The organism is Martinezella sp. CNPSo 3890, assembly GCF_057784455.1.
Map to the genome: position 1 here is coordinate 50,223 of NZ_JBXSOR010000008.1, position 22,021 is coordinate 72,243.

The window sequence follows — 22,021 nt, forward strand, 5'->3', positions numbered from 1 at the left end:
CTCCTCTTCGATCAGTCTGTGGTTTTGACGAGGAAGCGCATGCGCTCCTCTTCGGTCACGACGGGCTTCAGGCGTTCCTCCTCGTCGGTAACGACGGGGATCGCCGCGATCAGCGCGCGCGTGTATGGATGATTGGGGGCGGCGAAGACCTCTGGCGTCGGCCCTTCCTCGACGATCTCGCCGCGCAGCATGATGGCGATGCGCGAGCAGAAATTGCGTATCAGCGAAAGGTCATGCGAGATCATCAGATAGGTGAGACCCAGTTCCTCGCGCAACTGCAGCAACAGCTCGATCACGGTTTTCTGCACCGACACGTCGAGCGCCGCAGTCGGTTCGTCGAGGATCAGGATCTTCGGCTCGGCCGCGAGCGCGCGCGCAATCGCCACACGCTGCTTCTGACCGCCGGAAAGCTCGTGCGGATACTTTGCCAGATAGGATTGCGGCAGCCGCACGAGATCCATCAGTTGCTTCATCCGTGCCTCGCGGGCTGGCCCATCCATACCTATGGATCTCAGGGGCAAGGCAAGAGTCTGCTGGACATTGCGCTTCGGATTGAGCGATGTGCCGGGGTTCTGGTAGACGATCTGCGTCAGCCGTCTGCCACGCCCTGGTGCCGGCGCGTCGATGGTGACGCTGCCTGAGGTCGGACGTGACAGGTCCATGATGATGCGTGCAACCGAGGTCTTGCCTGAGCCGGACTCGCCGGCCAATCCGAAGATTTCGCCCTGACACAACGTGAGGTTCACGTCGCGAACGGCATGAAAGCCTGGCTTCCGGCCATAGATCTTGTTCAGGCCCTCGACCCTGACGATAGGCGCGCGGTCGCTCTGCGACAGATCGATCACGCGTTCGCCGTAAAGCGGCGGCACGGCGTCGAGGAGCGCCTTCGTATAGGGTTGATGCGGGGCAGTGAGTATCTCGCGGCAAGGTCCCGCCTCGACGATATCGCCGTGATGCATGACCACCACCCGGTCGGCAACTTTGCGCACGACACCGAGATTGTGGGTGATCATCAGAAGAGCCATGTTCTCCTCGATCACCAACTGATTGATCAGATTGAGAATCTCATCCTGGGTCGTCACGTCGAGCGCAGTGCCCGGCTCATCGGCGATCAGAAGCTTCGGCTGGTGCAACAGCGCAAGCCCGATCAGAACGCGCTGACGCATACCGCCCGAAAGCTCGGACGGATAGGCGTTCATCACTCTCTCAGCGTCAGCAAGCTGCACCCTCCGCAAGACCGCGGCAATTCGCGTCCGCCGCTCGGCCTTCGACGAGCGAATGCCATCACGCTTGTCCGCAAAACGCATGATATCATCGAGATGCGTGCCGATCTTGAAGACCGGGTTGAAGGACGAGAGCGGGTCCTGCATGATCAGGGAAAAGGCGGTGCCTTTCAGCGCCTCGCGTTCCCTTCGCTGCATTTTCAGAACGTCACGTCCTGCGACGGAAATGACGCCGGAGTTGATGGCGGCATTCTTCGGCAAGGTGCCGATGATTGCCTTTGCTGTCACGGACTTGCCCGACCCCGTCTCGCCAATCAGTGCGACGCGCTCCCCAGCAGCGACGGTGAGGGAAATGTCACGGAGCACCTGCCGGGTGCGGCCGTAGGTCGTGAACGAGACGTTCAGAGCCTCGATCTTGAGAAGCGGCTCGCTCATCGCTTAGCTCTCCACATCAAACATGTCACGCAAGCCGTCGCCCAGGAGATTGAAGCCGAGCGTCACGTAGAAGACCGCAGCACCAGGGCATACGACCTCCCACCAGTAATCGGGCATGAACTGGCGACCGTCGGCGACCATGGAGCCAAGATCCGGAATGGGTGGCTTCACACCGAAGCCGAGGAAGCTGAGCGTGGCGCCGAACAGGATGACGAAGGCCGCATCCAGCGTTGTCTTGACGGAGATGACCGCCACGCAATTCGGCAGGATTTCGCGAAACAGGATGTGCATCGGCCCGGCGCCGGCAAGGCGGGCGGCCTCGATATAGTCTTCCGACGCGATAGACTTGGAAACGGAGTAGATCAGCCGCGCATGCCAGGTCCACCAAAGCAGCGTGATGGCGATCATCGCGTTCGTCAGGTTCGGCTCGAGCAGGTTCGACACGGCAAGCGCCATGACCAGCGGCGGCATTGCCAGCATCACATTTGTCAGGCCGGTTATGATTTTTTCGACCCAACCGCCGAAGTAGCCGGCGATAAGGCCGAGCACGGTACCGATCGGCACCGAAATGCCAAGCACGCCGATGACCAGAAGCAGTGAAACGCGCATGCCGAAGACCGTGCGGGAAAAGATATCCCGACCGACTTTGTCGGTTCCGAACCAATGAGCGGCATCCGGCGACACGTGCCGAGCGCGGAAATCGACCACGGCGCCGACATGTTTCGGATAGGGAGTAAGCCACGGTGCGAACACAGCCAGCACAAAGACCGAAATCAGGATCAGCGTGCCGATTACCGCGGCCGGATTGCGGCTGAAGCGATACCACATCATGTAACCGGTGCTCAGCGCGCGATCGGATGCATCCAGCATCTTCATATCGGCCATCAGCGTGCCTCCTTGCGGCGTTGGCGCGGGTCGATCATCGAGATCAGGACATCCACCACCAGGTTCGCAACGATGAAAAACAGGCCGGCGACCAGCACCACGGCGGTCACGGCATTGAGGTCCTTTTGCAGGATGGCGTTCAGCCCGTAGGAGGCGAAGCCGCCCCATGCGAACACCATCTCGATGACGAAGGCATTGCCGATCAGCGACGCGAATTCGAGGCCCATGATCGTCAACGGCGCGATCGACGACAGCTTGAGAAGGTAGCGGAAAATGATGACCCGCTCCGGCACACCGAAACTCTGCAGGGTCAGAACGTGATCCTTGCGCTGGTTCTCCAGCATGGAGGAACGAGTGATGCGGGTAATCTGGCCGATGCCGGCCATGGCAAGCGCGAAAGCCGGCAGCACAAGATGCTGAAGCGCATCGACAAACACATCCAGACGTCCCGCCAGCAGGCCGTCGATCAACAGAAATCCGGTCGGTCCGGGCTGAAAGCTCAGAGAATGATCAAGCCGGCCGATGATCGGCCAATTCGGCAGACAGCGCGCGGCAAGCAATTGCAGGCTTATCGCAAACAGGAAACTCGGAATGGTCACACCGGTCAAGGACAGGATGCGGCCGATATGATCCAGCGCACGATCCCTAAAATGTGCGGTGACGACACCGAGCGGAATGGCCACCACGAACATGAAGACCACGGAGACGAGAACCAGTTCCACGGTGGCGGGCACCGTCTGTTCCAGATCGGTCGTGACGGGACGTTGCGAGACCAGCGACATGCCCAGATCGCCTTGCAGCGCCTTGCCGACATAGTCGACGTATTGAACCAGAAGCGGCTTGTCCAACCCCATCTGCACACGCAGCGCATCGACCTGCTCCTGCATTGCCGCCGGGCCGAGAGCCATGCGCGCGGGGTCTCCTGGCACGACGCGCGCCAGAGCGAAAATCATGATGGAAAGCGCGATCATGACCAGAACGAAGGTGCCAAGCCGCGTCAGGATCGCGACCAACGGATGTTGCTGCATCGACGGGAGTTTCCTTGTTCGTCAGCTAACTGACAAACAACAGTCCTCATCTGCGGACGATGGACAACCGGCTGGAGGTATAGTTTTTCAGCCTTATGGTATAGGTTATTTTTCAATACTCGCTTACAAACCCCCGCATGCACAGACTGATTGCCCGACCTCATCTTTGCCATCGCATCGCGACGGAACGCGCCGGCGTCATCTTCCTGCGTGCCCCCGCGGGCGCCGGAAAGAGCACAGTTCTGTCCATGGCTGCAAAGGCGATAGGCAAGGAGGTTTGCAACCTGCAGCAACCGCGCATGAGCGACGTGAGGGATGGATGGCTCTTATGGGATATACCGGTTTCCGCTCGATCGGCTCGTCTTTCCGCTCAGCTCCTGGAGACCGTCGAGGTTCTGGTCATCGCCTGCCGTCCCGATCAGCGCATCAGCGGGCTGGCGCGGCTCATCCTGCATCGAGGTGCGGTGACGCTCGACGCCGGCGATCTAACATTTTCCGTTGAGGAATTGGGGGAACTGCCAGTCGAAGAAGCCAGCCGGTTAGTCAGGGATTATGCCGGCTGGCCGGTTTTCCTGCCGCTGACACGCCAAAAGGATCCTCGCCTATCCATCGACTATCTGCGCGAGAATTTCCTCGGCCACCTTTCGCCGGGACAGACCGCGCTGCTTTCCATCTGGCTCGAAACGCGATCTCCTGTCACCGTCGAGGAGTGGACGGGCCTTTTGCCACCACGCCTGATCGAGGCACCGGACGAACATCAGGAACTGCTGACACTCTTGACGGGCGCCGTCAGCGAACGCCTGGCAACCTTCGAAACCACCGTCGCCGTGATCGAGGTAGCCTCCGCTTACGAGCAGGCGGGACGTGCGCTTGCCGCCATGTCGCTGCTCCTCGATCATGGGCACGAGGCCCATGCGGCGCAGATTCTGGAGCGTGCCCGGGGTCTGGAGCTGATCTATCGAAACAGCCTCGGGACCTTTCGCGATATCATCATGCGCTTTTCCCACGAGATGATCGCGACCAATGAAGTCGTGCTTTTTGCCATGGCTCGCACGCTCCTGAAGCTCGGAGAATTGCAGCGCGTGCGGCACCTCGTCGGCAAACATCTGGGTTCGGACTATCTCGATCCGCTGAAGGTCCTGCTGCGCGGATCGCGCTTTTCCTTCGCGGCGCGAACGTTCCGGCTCAACCTCATGATTTCCGAGGACCTGATGCCGACGGACGCAATGATTACCCGCCTCGGCGAGTTCATGGCGGATTATCCGATGGGCGATTACGGCAAGTGGGCCGCCTACTACAACGCGCTGCTGGAATTCGAGATTCGCCGCAGGAATTTCCGCGAAGCGGAAGCCGCCGCAGCCCGCGCCTTGATCTATCTCGGCCATATGGGCGGCCAGCCGCTGCTGGAATTCTTCATCCATCTGCATCAGACAGTGCTTCGACTGATGAGCGGCGATGCCCTTTTCGCGCGTCGTGCCGCCCAGGAAGCACGGCAGAAACTGGAACAGGTGCCGCACGCAGCAGAGGCTGAATTCCGTATGCTGCGGCTCGCCGAAGCCTGTATCTCCTACGAAGCCGGCCAGCCGCGCGATCTTCTCCAATTCGTTCAAAACGAATTCGATGATTTTGCCGCCGCAGAAATCTGGCCGAGCCTGATGCAATTCGCTCTCCACTACGCATCACAGGTGCTGGCCGACCATTTTCCGATGGTGATCAGGCCCGGCTTTCTCGACGGACTCTGGATTCATCTGTCCGAGGGCCTGCAGTTTCACGCGATGATGGAGATCCGCACCGCCATCGCCTACCAGAATGCCAATCGCTGGAGCGACGCGGCGGCAACGCTGTCCGCCGTCCGAATGCGTATCGGCCGTAACTGGGTGGAAAGCGCCAACGAGGAGCTGACGCGCCTGACCCGCCGGGACGAAATTTCCTATGCCATGGCATGGCTACGCGACAGCGTGCGCCTCTCGACGCCGCGGCCCTATCTGTCACGCCAGATCGACGCGCTGATCGCAAACCCGAAAGTCACCAACCGCGAGAAAGTCGCCCTGCAGCTATGGCAAAGCTATACCGCTTACCAGCGTCGCGACAATGCTGCGACGCGCGCGCATCTTCTATCGGCGCTTGAAGGCGCAACGCGCCTTGGCTGCAACGGCGTGCTCTCCGAGGAGCGGATCTTTCTCTCGCCGCTTCTCAAGAACCAGCGCATTCGCAGCTTCATCGAAACCTCATCCGAGGTCCGCACCGCACTTTCGCTCTTTGCAAGCTCCGTGAACTCGCCACAGGCGAAAGCCCTCCAGGGCGGTCTCTCGCAGCGCGAGGTCCAGATGATTCAGCTGATCGCGAGCGGCATGTCGAACAAGCGCATTGCTCATACCCTTAATGTCTCCGAGGTGACGGTGAAGTTTCACCTCGGAAATCTGTTCCGCAAGCTGGGCTGTCATCGCCGCGCCGAAGCAATCCGGGCGGCAACCGCACTCGGCTGGCTGTGAGCATCGAGCGGATGGGTTGAACGTTACGACGGGCGCCTTTCGACCGATGTCTCCTCGGGCGGCTGCTTGGGCGGAACGTTGCCGTTCTGCTCGGCGCGATCGCGATGCAGCGCGGCGCGGGCGAGGAGCATGAAGGTGATCGGCGTCGTCACCGTGATGAAAATACCGATCAGCAATTCATGAATGACGAGCGTCCGTGTCGCGGTCGAAAAGAAGATCATCGACGCGATCATGATTGCCCCGATGCCGCCGCTCGTTCCCAATGTCGGCGCATGGATGCGCTCGTAGAATGTTCCAAGCCTCAGAAAGCCGATGGCGCCGATGAGCGTCAGGAAAGCGCCGATCACGAGAAGCCCGCCGACGGGGATAGCGGCCCATAGAGGTATGTTTTCAAACGGCGTGCTCATTCGATCACCTCTCCGCGCATCAGGAATTTCGCCAATGCAACGGTTGCAACGAAGCCAAGCATGCCGATGACGAGCGCCGCCTCGAAATAGACGACACGACCGGTGCCTATGCCGAAGGTCAACAACAACAGCATCGCATTCACATAGAGCGTGTCGAGCGCGATGATGCGATCCTGCGCGCGCGGGCCGCGAAACATGCGGATGGAAGCGATCGCCATGGCCGCCACGATCATCAGCTGCGCGGCCGCCACGGATATCTGGATGATCATGGCGCTCATGCGAATATCTCCATCAGCAGGCTCTCGTAGCGATTGGCGACCGTATCGCGCCATTGCGCCTCGTTTTCGAGATCGAGGACATGAAGCAGCACGGTGTTGTCGTTGGAATCATATTCCAGCCACGCGGACCCCGGCGTGCTGGTCAGGATAACCGCAAGCAGCGCCAGCGGGATCTGATCCCGCACCCTGAGCTCAAGGACAACGAAGCCCGGCGTCGTCTTGCGCGAGCGTCCCCTCAGGATGATCCAGGCCACCTGGGCATTCGATTTCAAGACGTCGAAAACGACCCGGAAGAACAGCGTGGGCAGCAAATACCATTTCCGCAGCCTCGGTTTTTCGGGCCGCAGCGATGCCATGCCCCAGGAGGCGAAAACCGCGACGATGATGCCGAGGATAAGCTGACCAAGCGTGAAGCCGTTCAGCAGCAGCCACATCAGGATCAGGCTCAACGCCAGGAGCGGATAAGGCAGCATCACAGGCCTCCCGCTTTCGCGGGCGCAACGACCGCATTGCGAACCGCATCGACATAGATATTGGGGTCGCTGAGCGTGCGAATGGTCGCGTCCATATATTGCATGACGGGGCCTGCCCAAATGGTCAATGCGAGCGTCAAGGCGAGCAGGCCCATGACCGGGACTATCTCGATGACGAGCACACGGGGAACCGTGCCCTCCAGCGAACTCCAGAATGTGCGTATGCCGGCCCGTGTCATGGCGATCAGGGCGGCAATGCCGGAGAGAATGACCAGCAGGATCAGCACCCATACCGCAGCGCTCGGCGGAATGCCGATCGCGCCGGTTCCCATCATGGCCGAGAGCATGGCGAACTTGGAGACGAAGCCGGAAAGAGGCGGCAGGCCGGCGAGCAGAATGCCGCAGGCGGCAAAGCAGATGCCGAGCATCGCCATGGTGCCGGGCATGGTCACGCCATCGCCTTCGGCCGGTTCCTTCTCCTCGGCATCGCCATAGGCCTCCATCGTGACGGCGAGTACGCTGGCGCCGGCATCCTGCCCGCGCTCGACGAGCTCGATCAGCATGAAGAAGGCGCTGATCGTCAGCGTCGAACTGACGAGATACATCAGAGCGCCGGACGAGATGGAGCCGTCATTGATGCCGATTACCATCAGCAGCGTGCCGGATGAGACCAGCACCGAGAAGCCGGCAAGCCGGCCAAGCGCCTGCGACGCCAGAACACCGACCGTTCCGAAGATCAGAGTTGCCATCCCGCCATAGAGAAGCACGGTCGCGCCGAAGCCCGCGGAGGGGCCGGCGCTGAACAGCAGCATGGTCAGCCGGAGGATGACATAGATGCCAAGCTTGCTGAGGATCGCGAATATGCCCGCAACCGGCGCAGATGCCGCGCTATAGGCTGTCGGCAGCCAGAAGCAGAGCGGCCACATGCCGGCCTTGATGAGGAATGCGATGCCGAGCACGCCGGCGCCCGCCTGCATCAGCATGCGGCGGTCAGCCGACATTTCCGGAATGCGCACAGCAAGATCCGCCATGTTCAGTGTTCCCGCCGTGCCATAGATCAGGCTGACACCGATGAGGAAGAGCAATGCGGCTGCCAGATTGACGGCTATGTAGTGCATGCCGGCCTTGACGCGCAGCGGCCCGGAGCCATGCAGCAGAAGGCCGTAGGACGCCGCCAGCATGACCTCGAAGAAGACGAAGAGGTTGAAGAGATCGCCGGTCAGGAACGCGCCGTTGACCCCCATCAACAGCAGCTGGAACATGGTGTGGAAATGCGCACCGACCGCGTGCCAGCGCGCCAGCGAGAATATCAGCGCGGCGGCGGAGACGATGGATGTCAGCAGCAGCATGAGTGCCGACAAGCCGTCGAGCACGAGCACGATGCCGAAGGGGGCGCTCCAGTTTCCGAGGAGATAGGCGCGCTCCAGCCCCGGCGATCCGCCCTCGGCACGGAAGAGTGCAAGTGCAATGCCTACCAGCAGGAGCGTTGCCGCCAGACTGATGAGTGCCTTCAGCGTGCGCGAACGCTCGTCTATGAACACAAGCAATGCGCCCGCAATCAGCGGAACAAGGATCGGCGCAATGATGAGATGATGTGACCAGCCTGTCATTTCCGGTCACTCCGTCCGTCGACGTGGTCCGTACCGGTCAGGCCGCGCGAGGCAAGCAGCACGACCAGGAACAGGGCCGTCGTCGCAAAGCCGATAACGATTGCCGTCAGCACCAGGGCCTGGGGAACCGGATCGGCCAAGGCGCGCGTTGCCGTGCCGTCACCAAGCAGCGGCGGCACGTTCGTCTTCACGCCGCCGACGCCGAAGATGAAGAGATTGACGGCATAGGAGAGCAGCGACAGCCCGATGATGACCTGATAGGTGCGTGGACGCAGGATCAGCCAGACGCCGCAGGCTGTCATCACACCGATCGCAATGGACAAGATGAGTTCCATCAATCCCCCTTTGCCTTGTCGGCATCAAGCGCACGCAAGCGGTTGATACGGATCGACTGGTGCGCAAGCGCGACGAGGATCAGAACCGTGGATCCCACGACAAGCAGGAAAACGCCGAGATCGAAGAGCAGTGCGCTTGCCGCCGGAACCTTGCCGATCAACGGCACGTCGAGATACTGGAAATGCGAGGTGAGGAACGGATAGCCGAAGAACCAGGCGCCGATACCCGTCGCCGTTGCGATCAGAAGCCCGGCGCCCATCCACCGCAGCGGCAGGATGCGAATGCGATCCTCCGCCCAGCGCGTACCGCCGGCCAGATATTGCAGCAGGAAGGCGATCGAGAGCGTCAAGCCGGCCGAGAAGCCGCCCCCTGGCGCATCATGCCCCCGCATGAAGATATAGACCGACAGGGCGATCACGAAAGGGAACATCCACTGCATGATGACGGAGGGCACCAGCAGATAGTCGCGCACGGTATCGCCGGCTGAACGCTCCGGCCGTTCCTCGTCGAAACGGTTCTGGATTCGCTGCTGCTCCGGCATTTCCATGCTGTCGGGCGCCGGTCGGAAACGACGCAGCAGCGCATAGACCGTCAAGGCGACGACGCCGAGAACGGCGATTTCGCCCAGCGTATCAAAGCCTCGGAAATCCACGAGGATGACGTTGACGACGTTGCGCCCGCCACCCTTCGAATAGGCGTTTTCGAGGAAATAATTCGCGATGGCATCGGGCACGGGCATGGTCATGACGGCGTAGGAAATGAACATCATGCCGACGCCGCAGATGACGGCGAGTGCCAGATCGCGGAAGCGGCGGAAACGGGCGCGCAAATCGACCGTATCGTCGATCCCTTCCGTCCGCTTCGGCAGCCAGCGCAAGCCCAATAGGATGAGAACCGTCGTGACGATCTCAACGAGAAGCTGGGTAATGGCGAGATCCGGCGCCGACAGCCAGATGAATGTCATGCAGACAATCAACCCAACCCCGCCCAGCATCACCAAGGCGGCAAGCCGGTGATATTTTGCAAAGAAGGCGGTGCCAATCGCCAAGCAAATGCCGATAGCCCAGACCGCGGCGAAGACCGGATCGGCACCCAGAAAAGAAAAATGCTTCGCTTCGAAACCGGACAGGTAAAGCGGCAGCAGGCCGGCAGCAAACCCTGTCACGACGACCCAGCGAAGCTGCGGCTGGAGCTTGCGCGTGCCGATCCGCTTTTCGGCCGTTCTCGCCCAATGCCAGGAGACTTCGACCAGCACCCGCTCGAAAATTCGCTGCCCTTTCAGGCGGCGGAAGATGGGTGGGCCGTCGTCACATCGCGACAGATAATCCTTGAAGGCGAAATAGAATACCGTGCCGCCGACCAATGCGACGATGCTCATCACGAGCGGCAAATTGAAGCCATGCCAGAGCGAGAGGCTGTATTGCGGCGTATCGGCGTTGAGAACGCTGACCACAGCCGCATGCAGGAAAGGTGCCACCGAAAGCGCCGGAACGATGCCGACGACCAGACATACCACGACGAGCAGTTCGATCGGGAAACGCATCCAACGCGGCGGCTCGTGCGGCTTGGCGATCGGCAGATCGGTCGGCGCGGGGCCAAAGAACACCGTCTGAATGAAGCGCAGCGAATAGGCAACGCTGAAGGCGCTCGCCAGCGTCGCCACATAGGGAAGCATGCGATCGAGGATGGAATCGGCATGGGTCTCGATCGCTTCGGCGAAGAACATTTCCTTCGACAGAAAACCATTGAGTAGCGGAACGCCAGCCATGGCAGCACTCGCGACGATCGCAAGTGCCCCCGTGAACGGCATATAGCGGAATAGACCGCTCAAGCGGCGCATGTCACGTGTGCCGGTCTCGTGATCGATGATGCCGGCCGCCATGAACAGCGACGCCTTGAAGGTCGCATGGTTCAGCATGTGGAAGATGGCGGCAACCGTCGCTAGCGGACTGCCGAGGCTGAGCAAGGTGGTGATGAGGCCGAGATGACTGATCGTCGAATAAGCGAGCAGCCCTTTGAGATCCTGCTGAAACATTGCGAAATAGGCGCCGAGCAGCAGCGTGATGATACCGGCGGCCCCGACGATGTAGAACCACTCGTTAGTGCCGGCGAGAACAGGCCAGAAGCGTGCAAGCAGGAAGACGCCGGCCTTCACCAGCGTCGCCGAATGCAGATAGGCGGAGACGGGCGTCGGCGCCGCCATTGCGTTCGGAAGCCAGAAATGGAAGGGAAACTGCGCGCTCTTCGTCAGCGCGCCGAGCAGGATCAGTATCAGCGCAGGCAGATAGAGCGGATGGTTACGGATGATATCGCCCGATGCCAGGATCTTGTCCAGATCGTAGCTGCCGACGATATGGCCGAGCAGGATCAGCCCGATCAGCAGGCAGAACCCACCGATCCCCGTGATCGTCAGCGCCATGCGGGCGCCGTCGCGGGCGGCGGCGGTATTGTGCCAATAGCTGATCAGCAGGAAGGAGAAGATGCTGGTCAGCTCCCAGAAGATCGAGAGCAGAATGACATTGCCCGAAAGCACGATGCCAAGCATCGCCCCCATGAAGGCGAGCAGGAAAGAGAAGAAGCGAGGAACCGGGTCTTCTTCCGACATGTAGTAGCGGGCATAGACGATGACGAGAAAGCCGATGGCGGTGATGACAAGCGAAAACAGCCAGGCAAAACCATCCAGCCTGAGGCTGAAATCAAGCCCGAGCTGCGGCAGCCATTCTATGCTGTAGCGGGCAATGCCGCCGTCCTTGACGGCAGGATAGAAGCTTGCGGAAATCAAGAGCGCCAGAAATGTGACAGTCCCGGCGATCCAGGCCGGGCCACGCCGCGACTGTGTGCGCAAGAGGCATACGGAAAGAAGACTTCCGATAAACGGCAGGGCCAAAAGTGCTAGAATAAAAACAGGCTCGCCAGTTATCCCAAAACGTCATTCCTTCGCTTGGCCGGATCACGCCGGACTGCCACGACGGCAAAACCCCTAGAAATCCGGTGTATTATGTCCTATATGATAGATATCGCCCAATATGGGCAGCTTCGAACCCTGCGTCAAGGTAAGATGGCGATGATTTTGACACCAGCGCTCTGCCGGGCAGCCCGCGGCTTCCTCGATTGGACGCAGACGGATCTTGCCGACCGCTCCGGCGTATCGCGCAGTACGATCCGTGACTATGAAGGCAATCGTCATAGCCTGCATCGGGCGACTGAGGCGCAGTTGCGCCTGGCGCTCGAGGCCGGAGGAATCGCCTTCTTCCGGATCGAAGGACATGAGATCGGCATTTGTACGAAGGCCCTGGTCGCCGAAGCGCCAGCGCCGACGCATACGGAAAGCTGCGAGATCCTTTCCAGCGCCGGCGAAAGAAACCGGACGCCGCCTAAGCCGGAACAATAGTGCCGGATAGCGCTGGACGCGGCCGGCACAACTTCCGACCATAAAGTCGCTTATGCAAGCCGAAGCCTTTCGCCGGCGTTACCTCGCGCGTAGCCGATGGAAGTCCGCTCGCGGGAAGGTGAACGGAAAGGCCCTCAATTCAGCCATATTCCAACCGATTACCGCATCCGCGCCGTACCCCCAAGACGCCCGGAGAAACCCATGCCCAATACGACAGGGACCACAGCAGAAACATCCACCGCCCGCTACCGATCGTCGCAACGGCTCCTGCATTGGCTCATGGCCATCGTCATCATTTCAGCGCTCGTCATCGGCCTTTATTGTTCCTACCTCACCCCGGGCATACCCCTGCGTCGCGCCCTTCTCGACATACACAAGTCCCTCGGCATGACGGCGCTTTTTCTCATCGCCATCCGCCTGCCGCTCAGGCTTTCGCTGGGTGAACCTGCCTATCAACGGCCGCTTGGCGTCTTCAATCACTATGCCGCCCGCGGCGCGCATATCCTGCTTTACATCTTGATGATCCTGATGCCGCTTGCAGGCTACGCCACATCTGCTGCCGGCGGTCATGATCTGCCATGGTTCGGCCTCTTCCAATGGCCCAACCTGCTGCCACACGACAAGGGCCTGGAGCGAGCCGCCGCCGAGATCCACGAATATGGTGCCTATTGCCTGTATGCTATCGTCAGTCTGCATATCCTTGCAGCGCTCTGGCACCATTTCGTGCGCAAGGATGAGGTCCTGAAGAGAATGTTGTTCTGAATCGATCTTTGTGACGCAAGCAGCGCGCCGGCTTTGCAGTGGATGGCTCAGATCTTCGCCGTCCCCACCATATGCGGTTTTTATGCAGTTTCCGCAGCCTTCGGTTTGTCAGTGATGGCATTCCGACTGCTGATGCTCGCAAGACCCGCCAATCGCCTTAAAAGGCAGTTCTGCGCAGCAGCGACGGGGAACCGCCTGCAACATATTGTAATATTTTCTAACACGCCGCTATAATTCCTTCTGCTATGGACGGCCGAGGATATGATCTGCGAGATTTTCCTTCGAAAGTCATCGATCGCTGGTTGCTCTCGGCCCATCTTCCAGCCCTTTCAGGCAGCGTAAGGTTTACTCCGGCACGCGGATAACGGGCGAAGGATCAGGATCTACAAACATGGTTGCGCGCATGAGGACGGTTGAGCCTTCACATCATATTCTCGTCGTCGAAGACGATAACGAGATTGCAACCATGTTAGTCGAGCTGATCAAGGATCGTGGCTTGCGCGCTTCGCCCGTGCGAAGCGGCGCGGAGATGGACAGGATATTGCAAAGGCACCCGTTCGATCTCATCATTCTCGACGCCATGCTGCCCGGAGAAGATGGGTTCAGCGTCTGCCGGCGCCTGAGGTCGGCCGGAACGATCCCGATCCTGATGCTGACCGCGCTCACGGAGGATATCGACCGCATCATCGGCCTTGAGCTTGGAGCAGACGACTATGTCACCAAGCCGTTCAACCCGCGGGAACTCGTCGCCAGGATCAAAGCGCTTCTTCGCAGAGCTTCGTATGGTGCGGAGACATCGGAGCGGAAGCCGCTTACGAAGATGACCTTTTCAGGCTGGATGATCGACCCAAGAAGCAGGCGGATCGTGGACCCCGAGGGGGCCGAGGTGCTGATGACAACATCCGAATTCGATCTGCTGCTTGCCTTCTGTCACAATCCGAACCAGATCCTGACCCGTGAACAGCTGCTGTCAATGACACATGCGGGAACGGCAGGTCCGGTCGAGCGCAGCGTTGACGCGCAAATCAGCCGTCTTCGGCAAAAGATAGAACCAAATCTGAAGGAGCCGATCTTCATCAAGACCGTGCGGCTTGGGGGCTATCTTTTCGCCGCGAATGTCGAGTATCTGCCGTGAAGTGGCTATCCCGATCATCAGTCCGCACCCAAATCGCCATTCTCACCATTTTGCTTGCTACCATCGTCACGACCATAACGGCCGGCACCGAACCATTCGTTCGCGGCCGGTTCGACAAAGGTGTCGAAGTCGGACTTTTTGCAGGCCGCATCGAAACCATCGCAAAGGAGTTCGCGCTTTCGGCAGATGAAGCGCAAGGAGACGCCATCCTTTCAAGGTTCAGGGCGCAAGGCGTCAATGTCTGGAGGGCGACCGGTGAACAGACCGAAGGTTCGCCAATCACGACGCAGGATATAGCCGGCGCCGTGCGCCGGCTGCTCGATTACAATCTCTTTCTCGATCCTTACGGCTTCATGGGCTGGAACAATCCGAAGACTTTGACGGTCAAAGCCGGAGATGGCAGCCTGGTATTTGCCTTGCCAGAATTTTCCACGACACGATGGGTCCTCCCCGCCGTGGTCGGCAATCTTGTGCTGATCGTTGCCCCCGCAGCCATTCTGGCAATCCTGACCGCATGGCTGATCGGAAGACCAATCGTCAATCTGGCAAAGGCAGCCGAAGGTGTGCGCTCCGATGACGAGCTTGACGAACCTTTCGACGTTCGTGGCTCGGCCGAGCTGCGGAGCCTCGCAACGTCGCTCAACCTCATGCGCAAACGCATCCGCGAGCTGGTGGCTGGGCGCACCCGCATGCTGACATCCATTAGCCACGACCTGCGCACACCGTTGACGCGACTGAGAATGCGCACCGAGCGTTGCGAGCAAGCGGATTTGCGGCAACAAATGTTGAGAGACATCGATGTGCTTTCCGGCATGATCAACGAAAGCCTCGCTTATCTCGGCGGCGAGGTCGAGGCCTTGAAGAAAGTCGAGCTGTCCAGCCTTCTGCAAACCGTGACCGATGACTTTGCCGATACCGGCATCGAGGTCACTTTCGCCGGACCGCGGCGCTTGCCCTATATCTGCCGGCCGCGGGCGCTATCGAGAGCCATATCGAACCTGATCGACAATGCCTCCCGCCATGCCGGCCGCATCGATCTCACGCTTGCCGAGGACGAAGACGGTTCGGTCGTCATCACGGTTGCCGATGATGGCCCCGGCATTGCCGACGACTTGAAGCCGAAGGTCCTGGAGCCCTTCTTCAAGGCCGACAAGGCGCGTTCGCCGAGCGGGAATGGCGGTGGTTTCGGCCTCGGGCTTTCCATTGCACATGGAATCATCACCATCGGCCATCGAGGCAGTTTTGAATTGCGCGACAGCAAGCCGAGCGGCTTGGCCGTGGTGATACGCCTGCCTGCCAATTCCGGCATCGGCAATGCCGCAACATTTTCATAAAAATCCGAACACAACCCAACAAGGGCAAACTTTACAAGGAGATCGCAAAAACACTCCAGGAGCTCTCCATGAAGTCCCTTCCCGCATGCCTTGCATTGGCGGCCATTTCCCTTGCTGCAGCAGGCTGCGCCACTTCCGAACCCATGGTCTATCAAGGCCTCGCATCAGCGGCGCAATTGAGACCTGATCCGAGCGACAGTTCCGGCCGGGCACCGTTCAGCTACAAGGTGGTCGTGAACTGGAACCATTATGACAAGATCATCGTCGAGCCTGTCTCCATCTATAGAGGCAAGGACAGCCAGTTCGCAAACATGCCCGAAGAGGACAAGCAGAACCTCGCGCGCTATATGCATGACAAGTTCAGCAGTGTACTTGCCCAACGCTATTCGATGACCGCCATTCCTGGCCCTAGCACGCTGCGTCTGCGCTTGACGCTTGCCGGTGCGGAGGCGACCAATACCGTGCTTGGCCCAGCCTCGCATCTCGATATCGCCGGCGGCGTCTACAATACCGTCCAGGCGGCGCGCGGAAAACAGGGATCGATGACCGGCTCGGCGACCTATGCGGTCGAGATCTTTGATTCGACATCCAACCGCCTGTTGCTTGCCTATGTCTCCAAGCAATATCCGGGCGCGCTCAATCTTGGAGCGTCGTTCGGAAATCTGAAGGCCTCCTATGTTGCAATAGACAAGGGCGCTGCAGATCTTCTGACCCGAACGAGGTAGACGGATGCAGGGTCGCAGGATGTGTATGATCCAATGAGATAGGAGCGAAAGGCAATGCATCTGCACTGCCTTTCGCCCGTCATAGACGTCCTCAGCCGCGGTCGTGAACCACGCCGACGATCTCGCCGGAACGCGAAACGCTCACCAGCAAGTCGTCTCCGTCTCTCCATGCTCGAACCAGATAGCGTGGTCCGACGTCTTGCACATCCTTGACCCGATATCCCCGACGCACTAGGAGACGAATGACATTTCCATTCTCCGTCGCTTCAGGTTAACGGCAGCAAGGATCAACCGGCCATCAGGTCCGGTTGCGGTTCGCCGATCTCCACCGCATGACCGTCAGGATCATAGAAGCGGAATACGCGCTGCCCCCATTCCTGCCTTTCGATGGGATGAATGAGATTGACATGCGGCGCTATCGCCTCGAAGGCAGCATCCACGTCCTCATGTTCGAAATAGAGAAGGATGTTTCGCCGCCCATAGGGTTAGGATGCTTCGCTGCTTTCCCTCCAGACCGTTTGCTCCAGCGATTTTCCATCATGAATCGCAAAGCCGGTTTCAAACAGCACGAAGCTGCCAAAGTCATTCAAAACCCTGAGGCCCAACAGCTCACAGTAGAACGCCTTCGAACGCTCGATATCGCTGACGAAGGGAATTGGATTTACGAAACGCATCGCCAGGACCTGCTCGATTAGGGGAAACGAAGCAAACGAAAAACAACCTTCAAACTGCTTCACTATATCTGAGAACCGGATGCTGGTATCTGGCAAATGATTTCCATCTCGTCTCGCAATCGGAGGCCGCCCGTGGCAGAAACCGCACGAACCATGATCGTCATGGATTCGGGAGAATCCCGCTTTCAGTTGCGCGCCGGCGCATTGATCCGCCACGGCGATCATATCCTAATTCACCGCGCACTCACGGACAACTTCTGGTCTTTGCCCGGCGGCCGGGTGGAGTTTCATGAGGCAGGCGCCGAGACACTTGCCCGTGAAATCGAAGAGGAAATCGGCTGCAAGGCGACCATCGGACCTTTACGCTTCATCATCGAAAATTTCTTCGAATTTGCCGGACGACGTGTTCACGAAGTTAGCGTCTATTACGAGGCGGAGTTGCTGCAGCCATTTCCGTTTCACGAAACGGAAATCGTCCATCGGGTCAAGGACGGCAGTGCCGACCTCGAATTTCGCTGGGCACCTTCCACACTGGCCGGGCTCGACCCGTTCGACCTGGTGCCAACTCCCATTCGCAACCTCATCGTCACCAATCCCGCTGGCATTCAGCATTTCGTGCGGCGCGACGCAGCCTGAGTCTCCCGCCGTCTGCATCAATTGCAACAGCAAGGAAATAGCTTCATAAAAGCTCCGGCATGTTTGCCGAGTTTCCGATAGGCTCGAATCGTCAGGTCGTCATCCAATGTCGCGCATCACCATTTTGGGAAATGCAGGCGGTGGGAAATCCACCCTCGCCCGCAAATTGAGCGAGCGCCACGCGATTCCCCATTTCGAGATCGACAGGCTGCTTTGGCAGGAAGGCTGGATTCCCACACCGATCGAGACTTATGCCGAGCAGCATGAACGGATCCTATCGGGTGAGAATTGGGTCATCGATGGCCTGGGGCACAAGAATTCGATCCCGGCACGGATAGATCGCGCGACCGAGATCATCCTCATCGATATGCCGCTCTGGATGCATTTCTGGCTCGCGGCCGAGCGGCAGATCGCCTGGCAGTCGGGCACGATCGAAAACGCGCCCGGCGGACTTTCGGCCATGCCACCGACGCGAGATCTGTTCCGGACCATATGGGAAATCGAGCAAGACTGGATGCCCGACATTCGCCGCCTGTGCACGGAAGCGCAAAATGCCGGCAAGGCGCTGACACGGATAGGCAGTGTCGATGAGCTGGATGCGCTTACGAAGGAATTGGGGTGAACTGCGGCCTTGATGACTATTCAGATAAGCGGCAGTCGCGAGAACGACGACCGTAAAACCATTCCAAAAGATCAGCGATCTTTGAGATTATCTTCTTTGCTTTGATAACGATGGGCTTTTAGCCTTGGTTAACCATAAGAGCCATTTGCAGGCTCGGACACGGCAGGCGATGGCATTGCGGTCCGAAAACAAAGACGAGCTTCGAAGAGGAAACCTCATTGCCCCGCCATACCACGCCGACTGGCTCCGATGCATCGCTTCCAACGCTTGATCTCCAGCGCCTCTATGCTTCGCCGGCAGAACATCAGGCCTTTATCGCAGAGCTTCGCACGGTGCTCTACGATCACGGCTTCTTCTATCTGACGGGGCACGGCGTCGATCCCAAGCTGATTGCCGATGTGGTCGCAACGGCCAAGCGTTTCTTCGCGCTGCCCATGGAAGAAAAGCTCAAGATCGAGATGGTCAAGTCACCGCACTTCCGCGGCTACAATCGTGCCGGTCAGGAGCGTACCCGCGGCGAACAGGATTGGCGCGAGCAGCTCGACATCAACACCGAAAGTACACCCTTCGAGATCGGTCCGGACACGCCGGCTTGGCGGCGCCTCCAGGGACCGAACCAGTGGCCGGAGGCGTTGCCGGAACTCAAGCCTCTGCTGCTTGCCTATCAGGCCGAGGTGACGCACATCGGCATCGACGTGCTGAAGGCGATCGCCGCAGCTCTCGGCCAGCAAGAAAACGTCTTCGCCGATATTTATGAGCCGCAGGCCTCGCAGCTTCTGAAGATCATCCGCTATCCCGGCCGCGACGTCGCTGAAACGGATCAGGGCGTCGGCGCTCACAAGGATGGCGGCTTCGTCACCGTGCTGCTCCAGGACACCACGCCCGGCCTGCGCGTGCGCACGGAAGACGGCGTCTGGATCGACGCACCGCCGGTGCCGGGCACCTTCGTCATCAATACCGGCGAGTTGCTTGAGCTTGCGACGAACGGCTTCGTGCGCGCCGACGTGCATGACGTCATCGCACCGCCTGCCGGCGTCGAACGTTTCTCCGTCGCCTTCTTCCTCGGTTCCCGACCGGATGCGACGATCCCCGTCATCGAGTTGCCGGAAGAGCTGAAACGATCGGAGCGCGGCATCTCGGTCGACCCCTTGAACCCGATCTTCCGCGAAGTTGGTCAGAACCAGCTGAAGAGCCGCTTGCGTTCCCACCCGGATGTCGCTCGCGCCCACTATGCCGATCTCCTGGCATCGGAACAGCTGAAGTAAGACTGGTCGATGGCCTATGCTTGGACAGGCTGGCTCATATTCACCACCCTATCCGTTGGAGCGATCACGGAACGCCTGTGGGTGATCGCTAGCACCGTGACGTCGCGAGCAAGCCCGCGGATATGCTCCATGATGTCGCGCTCCGTCGCCTCATCCAACGCCGAACTTGCCTCATCGAGAAAGAGGATGGCTGGATCGCCGTAAAGAGCGCGCGCAATCGCGATGCGTTGACGCTCGCCTCCGGAAAGCTTCAGTCCGCGCTCGCCGACCGTGGTTTCGAAACCTTCTGGTAAAGCATCGATGAAGTCGAGGATCGCCGCCTTCTCCGCCACTAGGCGCAGCCGCCCTTCATCTCTCGGTCGGCCAAGCAGAATGTTCTCCGCAAGGCTTTCGTTGAGCAGAATGGCGTCCTGCGGGACGACGGCAACCGCCGAGTACCAGTCGGCGCGATCGATCGAGGTAAGGTCGATGCCGTCGATGAGGATGTGGCCGGAATCCGGTTCGATCGATTTCAGCGCCAGCTTGAAGATTGTGGATTTGCCGGAACCGGTTTCGCCGACGAGAAATGTCATCCCGCCACGCTCCGCCTCAAAACTGACATCTGCCACGCCGCGGCCGTTCCCATAGGCATGGCCAACCCTGTCAAACACCAGCCGCCCATCGCGCGTTGCAAAGGCCCTGGCCTGCGACACCTGGCGTTCTTCCGGCGCCTGCCACATACCTGCCATTGGCGCCAGCGTCGCTCGCGAGCGTGCAAGGTCGTCGATCGTATGTGCCATCATGTCGAATGGCATGTTGAGTTGAAGCAACAAGGTATTGAACAGGACGATATCGCCGACCGTCACCTCGCCGGCGTTATAACGTGGCAGTAGCAATAGGAAGGTCACTGCGAACTGCACCGAAAGCCCCAGTCCGAGTACTGCGATATAGCCGACGCGCTGCAGGACGTAGCCACGCCAGGCGTCCCTAACCTCCGCCGCCTTGGCCGTAAAACGCCGCTTCATCCAGTCATGGCTGCCGAAGTAACGAAGCGTCTCCATCGCGTTCATCGCATTTCCGACGAAGCGCGCGTTTTCCTGGCCAGCCTCTATCGCTTTATCCAGAAAGACGCGCGCACGGCGAACGGAGATCAAAGTGAGCGCAATCGTCGTTGCACCATAAGCTGCGACGATCAGGGTTACTTGCATATCGATGAGTGCGCCGAGCGTCAAAAGCGTGAGCAGAATTTGCATAAGACCGGGGATGAAAACGATGAGCCCGAGCTGAACAAGCATTGTCAAAGCACTGCTGCCACCCGCACTCGCGGTCTAGATTTCGCTCGGATTGTGCTCGATGAAGAAGGCAGCCGTCTTTTTTAAGATGCGCTCGAAGAAGCGCGTTCTCGCAATGAAGCCCAGGTTCTGGGAACTCATCAGCGAAAGATATTGAACCATGTGCTGGAGAGCGGAAGACGCCCCCAGCAACAGAGCATAGACCAGCAAGCCCTGCAGCACGCCCCAAATAGCGCCATCTCGCGGTAAGCGGTCGATAAATCGGGAAAAGACATAGGGAGCGGCTACACTGCTGACGCCGGAGAGCAGTACAACGACCGCGCAGATCACCAGCATCCTGTGATCAGATTTCCAATAGGCGTGCAGGATCTCGTTGATCGGCTCAAGAATTCTGGGTTTTTCAGCCATCAAAAACAACCTGACCTCTGGGCGATGAGGCTTGCTCTACGCCGACATATGGCGCAGCAGATTCGGCGAAGGGAGAAGCCTTAGGAATCGCAGGCACAACCTATAAGCGACAAAAATCTATACTTCAATACTCATGAATAATAATATATCAGCGATCGCAATCACCTAGGACGTGACTACAAAAAGAGCCGCTCCGGCAGAAGGAGCGGCCCAAACGCAATGATGATCTTTCTTTACCGGGAACTGCGGATACGAACCCGGGAATCCGTCTCGCCCGCAATCGACGTGCCTGCCCTAGTGCTGACTATCCGGCACGACGACACGCATGCCGTCGATGACGCTGCTTGCGAGAATCTGACAGCTCAAGCGGCTGTTCGGCGCCGGCTCCATCACGAATTCGATCATCGTCGCCTCTTCTTCGGAAGGCGGCGGCAGAAGATCGAGATGAGGTTGCTCGATGTAGCAATGACAGGTACCGCAGGCCAAGGCGCCGCCGCATTGTGCCACGATGCCATCGATGCCGCTCCTGACGGCCACAGCCATCAGAGTTTCACCCTCCTGTGCCTTAACACGCGTCTCACGGCCAGCGGAATCGATGAACACGATTTCACACATTGCATTCTCCATATTT

At 59.3% G+C, this 22,021-nt stretch carries 19 protein-coding genes and 3 pseudogenes; 9 read left to right on the forward strand and 13 right to left on the reverse strand.

Translation table 11 applies throughout. The features are described from left to right. Window positions 1-11 precede the first annotated feature (11 nt). Genes AC13RC_RS19230 through AC13RC_RS19240 form a run of 3 tightly spaced genes read right to left on the reverse strand, consistent with a single transcriptional unit; the run spans window position 12 to window position 3,571 of the window. Entirely contained in the window at window positions 12-1,658 is a 1,647-nt protein-coding gene (locus AC13RC_RS19230) for an ATP-binding cassette domain-containing protein (protein WP_488558123.1), read from the reverse strand. 3 nt (window positions 1,659-1,661) lie between these two features. Beyond that, on the reverse strand, window positions 1,662-2,543 hold the full coding sequence (locus AC13RC_RS19235) for an ABC transporter permease (protein ID WP_113389492.1): 882 nt from the start codon (window positions 2,541-2,543) through the stop codon (window positions 1,662-1,664). Next, window positions 2,543-3,571: an ABC transporter permease gene (locus AC13RC_RS19240; RefSeq protein ID WP_488558124.1), complete on the reverse strand. Its 1,029-nt coding sequence runs from the start codon at window positions 3,569-3,571 to the stop codon at window positions 2,543-2,545. Before AC13RC_RS19240 ends, AC13RC_RS19235 begins: the two co-directional genes overlap by 1 nt. 137 nt (window positions 3,572-3,708) lie before the next feature. Here AC13RC_RS19240 and AC13RC_RS19245 point away from each other — a divergent pair, with 137 nt between their 5' ends. Further along, window positions 3,709-6,063, forward strand: a complete 2,355-nt coding sequence (locus AC13RC_RS19245) for a helix-turn-helix transcriptional regulator (protein ID WP_488558125.1) — start codon at window positions 3,709-3,711, stop codon at window positions 6,061-6,063. Between the two features lie 23 nt (window positions 6,064-6,086). Here AC13RC_RS19245 and mnhG read toward each other — a convergent pair whose 3' ends face one another. From mnhG to AC13RC_RS19275, 6 genes are read right to left on the reverse strand one after another with little or no spacing between them, the layout of a single operon-like run. Continuing rightward, window positions 6,087-6,470 (reverse strand): monovalent cation/H(+) antiporter subunit G, encoded by a 384-nt coding sequence (mnhG, locus tag AC13RC_RS19250; RefSeq protein WP_488558126.1) that lies wholly within the window; start codon window positions 6,468-6,470, stop codon window positions 6,087-6,089. Further along, the gene (locus AC13RC_RS19255; RefSeq protein WP_068393522.1) at window positions 6,467-6,748 is read right to left on the reverse strand and encodes a K+/H+ antiporter subunit F; all 282 of its coding nucleotides are present in this window, start codon (window positions 6,746-6,748) and stop codon (window positions 6,467-6,469) included. Before AC13RC_RS19255 ends, mnhG begins: the two co-directional genes overlap by 4 nt. Then, on the reverse strand, window positions 6,745-7,221 hold the full coding sequence (locus AC13RC_RS19260; protein WP_488558127.1) for a Na+/H+ antiporter subunit E: 477 nt from the start codon (window positions 7,219-7,221) through the stop codon (window positions 6,745-6,747). The genes AC13RC_RS19255 and AC13RC_RS19260 overlap by 4 nt, the downstream gene beginning before the upstream one ends. Next, window positions 7,221-8,831, reverse strand: a complete 1,611-nt coding sequence (locus AC13RC_RS19265) for a monovalent cation/H+ antiporter subunit D (RefSeq protein WP_488558128.1) — start codon at window positions 8,829-8,831, stop codon at window positions 7,221-7,223. The genes AC13RC_RS19260 and AC13RC_RS19265 overlap by 1 nt, the downstream gene beginning before the upstream one ends. Then, the gene (locus tag AC13RC_RS19270; protein WP_069610048.1) at window positions 8,828-9,166 is read right to left on the reverse strand and encodes a Na+/H+ antiporter subunit C; all 339 of its coding nucleotides are present in this window, start codon (window positions 9,164-9,166) and stop codon (window positions 8,828-8,830) included. Before AC13RC_RS19270 ends, AC13RC_RS19265 begins: the two co-directional genes overlap by 4 nt. Continuing rightward, window positions 9,166-12,087 carry a monovalent cation/H+ antiporter subunit A gene (locus AC13RC_RS19275; protein ID WP_488558272.1) on the reverse strand — a complete coding sequence of 974 codons (2,922 nt, stop codon included), beginning with the start codon at window positions 12,085-12,087 and terminating at the stop codon, window positions 9,166-9,168. Before AC13RC_RS19275 ends, AC13RC_RS19270 begins: the two co-directional genes overlap by 1 nt. Before the next feature lie 78 nt (window positions 12,088-12,165). On the opposite strand from AC13RC_RS19275, the pseudogene AC13RC_RS19280 reads away from it, so the two are divergent. From AC13RC_RS19280 to AC13RC_RS19300, 5 genes and pseudogenes are all read left to right on the forward strand, one after another. Then, a pseudogene (locus tag AC13RC_RS19280) lies at window positions 12,166-12,450 on the forward strand (helix-turn-helix transcriptional regulator); the annotation flags it as partial. A 309-nt stretch (window positions 12,451-12,759) separates the two neighbouring features. Continuing rightward, complete coding sequence (locus AC13RC_RS19285; RefSeq protein ID WP_488558129.1) at window positions 12,760-13,320, forward strand: cytochrome b; 561 nt, start codon at window positions 12,760-12,762, stop codon at window positions 13,318-13,320. Between the two features lie 391 nt (window positions 13,321-13,711). Next, on the forward strand, window positions 13,712-14,455 hold the full coding sequence (locus AC13RC_RS19290; protein WP_488558130.1) for a response regulator: 744 nt from the start codon (window positions 13,712-13,714) through the stop codon (window positions 14,453-14,455). Beyond that, window positions 14,452-15,789: an ATP-binding protein gene (locus tag AC13RC_RS19295; protein ID WP_488558131.1), complete on the forward strand. Its 1,338-nt coding sequence runs from the start codon at window positions 14,452-14,454 to the stop codon at window positions 15,787-15,789. The genes AC13RC_RS19290 and AC13RC_RS19295 overlap by 4 nt, the downstream gene beginning before the upstream one ends. A gap of 68 nt (window positions 15,790-15,857) precedes the next feature. Beyond that, window positions 15,858-16,514, forward strand: a complete 657-nt coding sequence (locus AC13RC_RS19300) for a DUF3313 domain-containing protein (RefSeq protein ID WP_113350849.1) — start codon at window positions 15,858-15,860, stop codon at window positions 16,512-16,514. Window positions 16,515-16,801: 287 nt separating this feature from the next. Here AC13RC_RS19300 and AC13RC_RS19305 read toward each other — a convergent pair. Next, window positions 16,802-17,188, reverse strand: a pseudogene (locus tag AC13RC_RS19305) (VOC family protein). 132 nt (window positions 17,189-17,320) lie between these two features. On the opposite strand from AC13RC_RS19305, the gene AC13RC_RS19310 reads away from it, so the two are divergent. From AC13RC_RS19310 to AC13RC_RS19320, 3 genes are all read left to right on the forward strand, one after another. Beyond that, complete coding sequence (locus tag AC13RC_RS19310) at window positions 17,321-17,824, forward strand: NUDIX hydrolase (protein ID WP_488558132.1); 504 nt, start codon at window positions 17,321-17,323, stop codon at window positions 17,822-17,824. A 106-nt stretch (window positions 17,825-17,930) separates the two neighbouring features. Beyond that, window positions 17,931-18,446 carry a P-loop NTPase family protein gene (locus tag AC13RC_RS19315; protein ID WP_488558133.1) on the forward strand — a complete coding sequence of 172 codons (516 nt, stop codon included), beginning with the start codon at window positions 17,931-17,933 and terminating at the stop codon, window positions 18,444-18,446. A 218-nt stretch (window positions 18,447-18,664) separates the two neighbouring features. Further along, the gene (locus AC13RC_RS19320) at window positions 18,665-19,711 is read left to right on the forward strand and encodes an isopenicillin N synthase family dioxygenase (protein WP_488558134.1); all 1,047 of its coding nucleotides are present in this window, start codon (window positions 18,665-18,667) and stop codon (window positions 19,709-19,711) included. 14 nt (window positions 19,712-19,725) lie between these two features. Here AC13RC_RS19320 and AC13RC_RS19325 read toward each other — a convergent pair whose 3' ends face one another. The 3 genes and pseudogenes from AC13RC_RS19325 to AC13RC_RS19335 form a co-directional block, all read right to left on the reverse strand. Beyond that, window positions 19,726-20,505, reverse strand: coding sequence for an ATP-binding cassette domain-containing protein (locus tag AC13RC_RS19325; protein ID WP_488558273.1), 780 nt, complete (start codon window positions 20,503-20,505; stop codon window positions 19,726-19,728). Window positions 20,506-20,508: 3 nt separating this feature from the next. Next, window positions 20,509-21,390 (reverse strand): annotated as a pseudogene (locus AC13RC_RS19330) (ABC transporter transmembrane domain-containing protein); the annotation flags it as partial. Between the two features lie 294 nt (window positions 21,391-21,684). Continuing rightward, entirely contained in the window at window positions 21,685-22,005 is a 321-nt protein-coding gene (locus AC13RC_RS19335; RefSeq protein ID WP_152093019.1) for a 2Fe-2S iron-sulfur cluster-binding protein, read from the reverse strand. Between the last annotated feature and the right edge of the window lie 16 nt (window positions 22,006-22,021).

Excerpts from the sequence above, each read along its gene's own strand:
- AC13RC_RS19240 (WP_488558124.1), bottom strand. The coding sequence starts at position 3,571 with ATGCAGCAACATCCGTTGGTCGCGATCCTGACGCGGCTTGGCACCTTC.
- AC13RC_RS19235 (WP_113389492.1), bottom strand. The coding sequence starts at position 2,543 with ATGGCCGATATGAAGATGCTGGATGCATCCGATCGCGCGCTGAGCACC.
- AC13RC_RS19285 (WP_488558129.1), top strand. The coding sequence starts at position 12,760 with ATGCCCAATACGACAGGGACCACAGCAGAAACATCCACCGCCCGCTAC.
- AC13RC_RS19260 (WP_488558127.1), bottom strand. The coding sequence starts at position 7,221 with ATGCTGCCTTATCCGCTCCTGGCGTTGAGCCTGATCCTGATGTGGCTG.
- AC13RC_RS19265 (WP_488558128.1), bottom strand. The coding sequence starts at position 8,831 with ATGACAGGCTGGTCACATCATCTCATCATTGCGCCGATCCTTGTTCCG.
- AC13RC_RS19255 (WP_068393522.1), bottom strand. The coding sequence starts at position 6,748 with ATGAGCGCCATGATCATCCAGATATCCGTGGCGGCCGCGCAGCTGATG.
- mnhG (WP_488558126.1), bottom strand. The coding sequence starts at position 6,470 with ATGAGCACGCCGTTTGAAAACATACCTCTATGGGCCGCTATCCCCGTC.
- AC13RC_RS19230 (WP_488558123.1), bottom strand. The coding sequence starts at position 1,658 with ATGAGCGAGCCGCTTCTCAAGATCGAGGCTCTGAACGTCTCGTTCACG.
- AC13RC_RS19300 (WP_113350849.1), top strand. The coding sequence starts at position 15,858 with ATGAAGTCCCTTCCCGCATGCCTTGCATTGGCGGCCATTTCCCTTGCT.
- AC13RC_RS19325 (WP_488558273.1), bottom strand. The coding sequence starts at position 20,505 with ATGCCATTCGACATGATGGCACATACGATCGACGACCTTGCACGCTCG.
- AC13RC_RS19315 (WP_488558133.1), top strand. The coding sequence starts at position 17,931 with ATGTCGCGCATCACCATTTTGGGAAATGCAGGCGGTGGGAAATCCACC.
- AC13RC_RS19245 (WP_488558125.1), top strand. The coding sequence starts at position 3,709 with ATGCACAGACTGATTGCCCGACCTCATCTTTGCCATCGCATCGCGACG.
- AC13RC_RS19335 (WP_152093019.1), bottom strand. The coding sequence starts at position 22,005 with ATGTGTGAAATCGTGTTCATCGATTCCGCTGGCCGTGAGACGCGTGTT.
- AC13RC_RS19270 (WP_069610048.1), bottom strand. The coding sequence starts at position 9,166 with ATGGAACTCATCTTGTCCATTGCGATCGGTGTGATGACAGCCTGCGGC.
- AC13RC_RS19290 (WP_488558130.1), top strand. The coding sequence starts at position 13,712 with ATGGTTGCGCGCATGAGGACGGTTGAGCCTTCACATCATATTCTCGTC.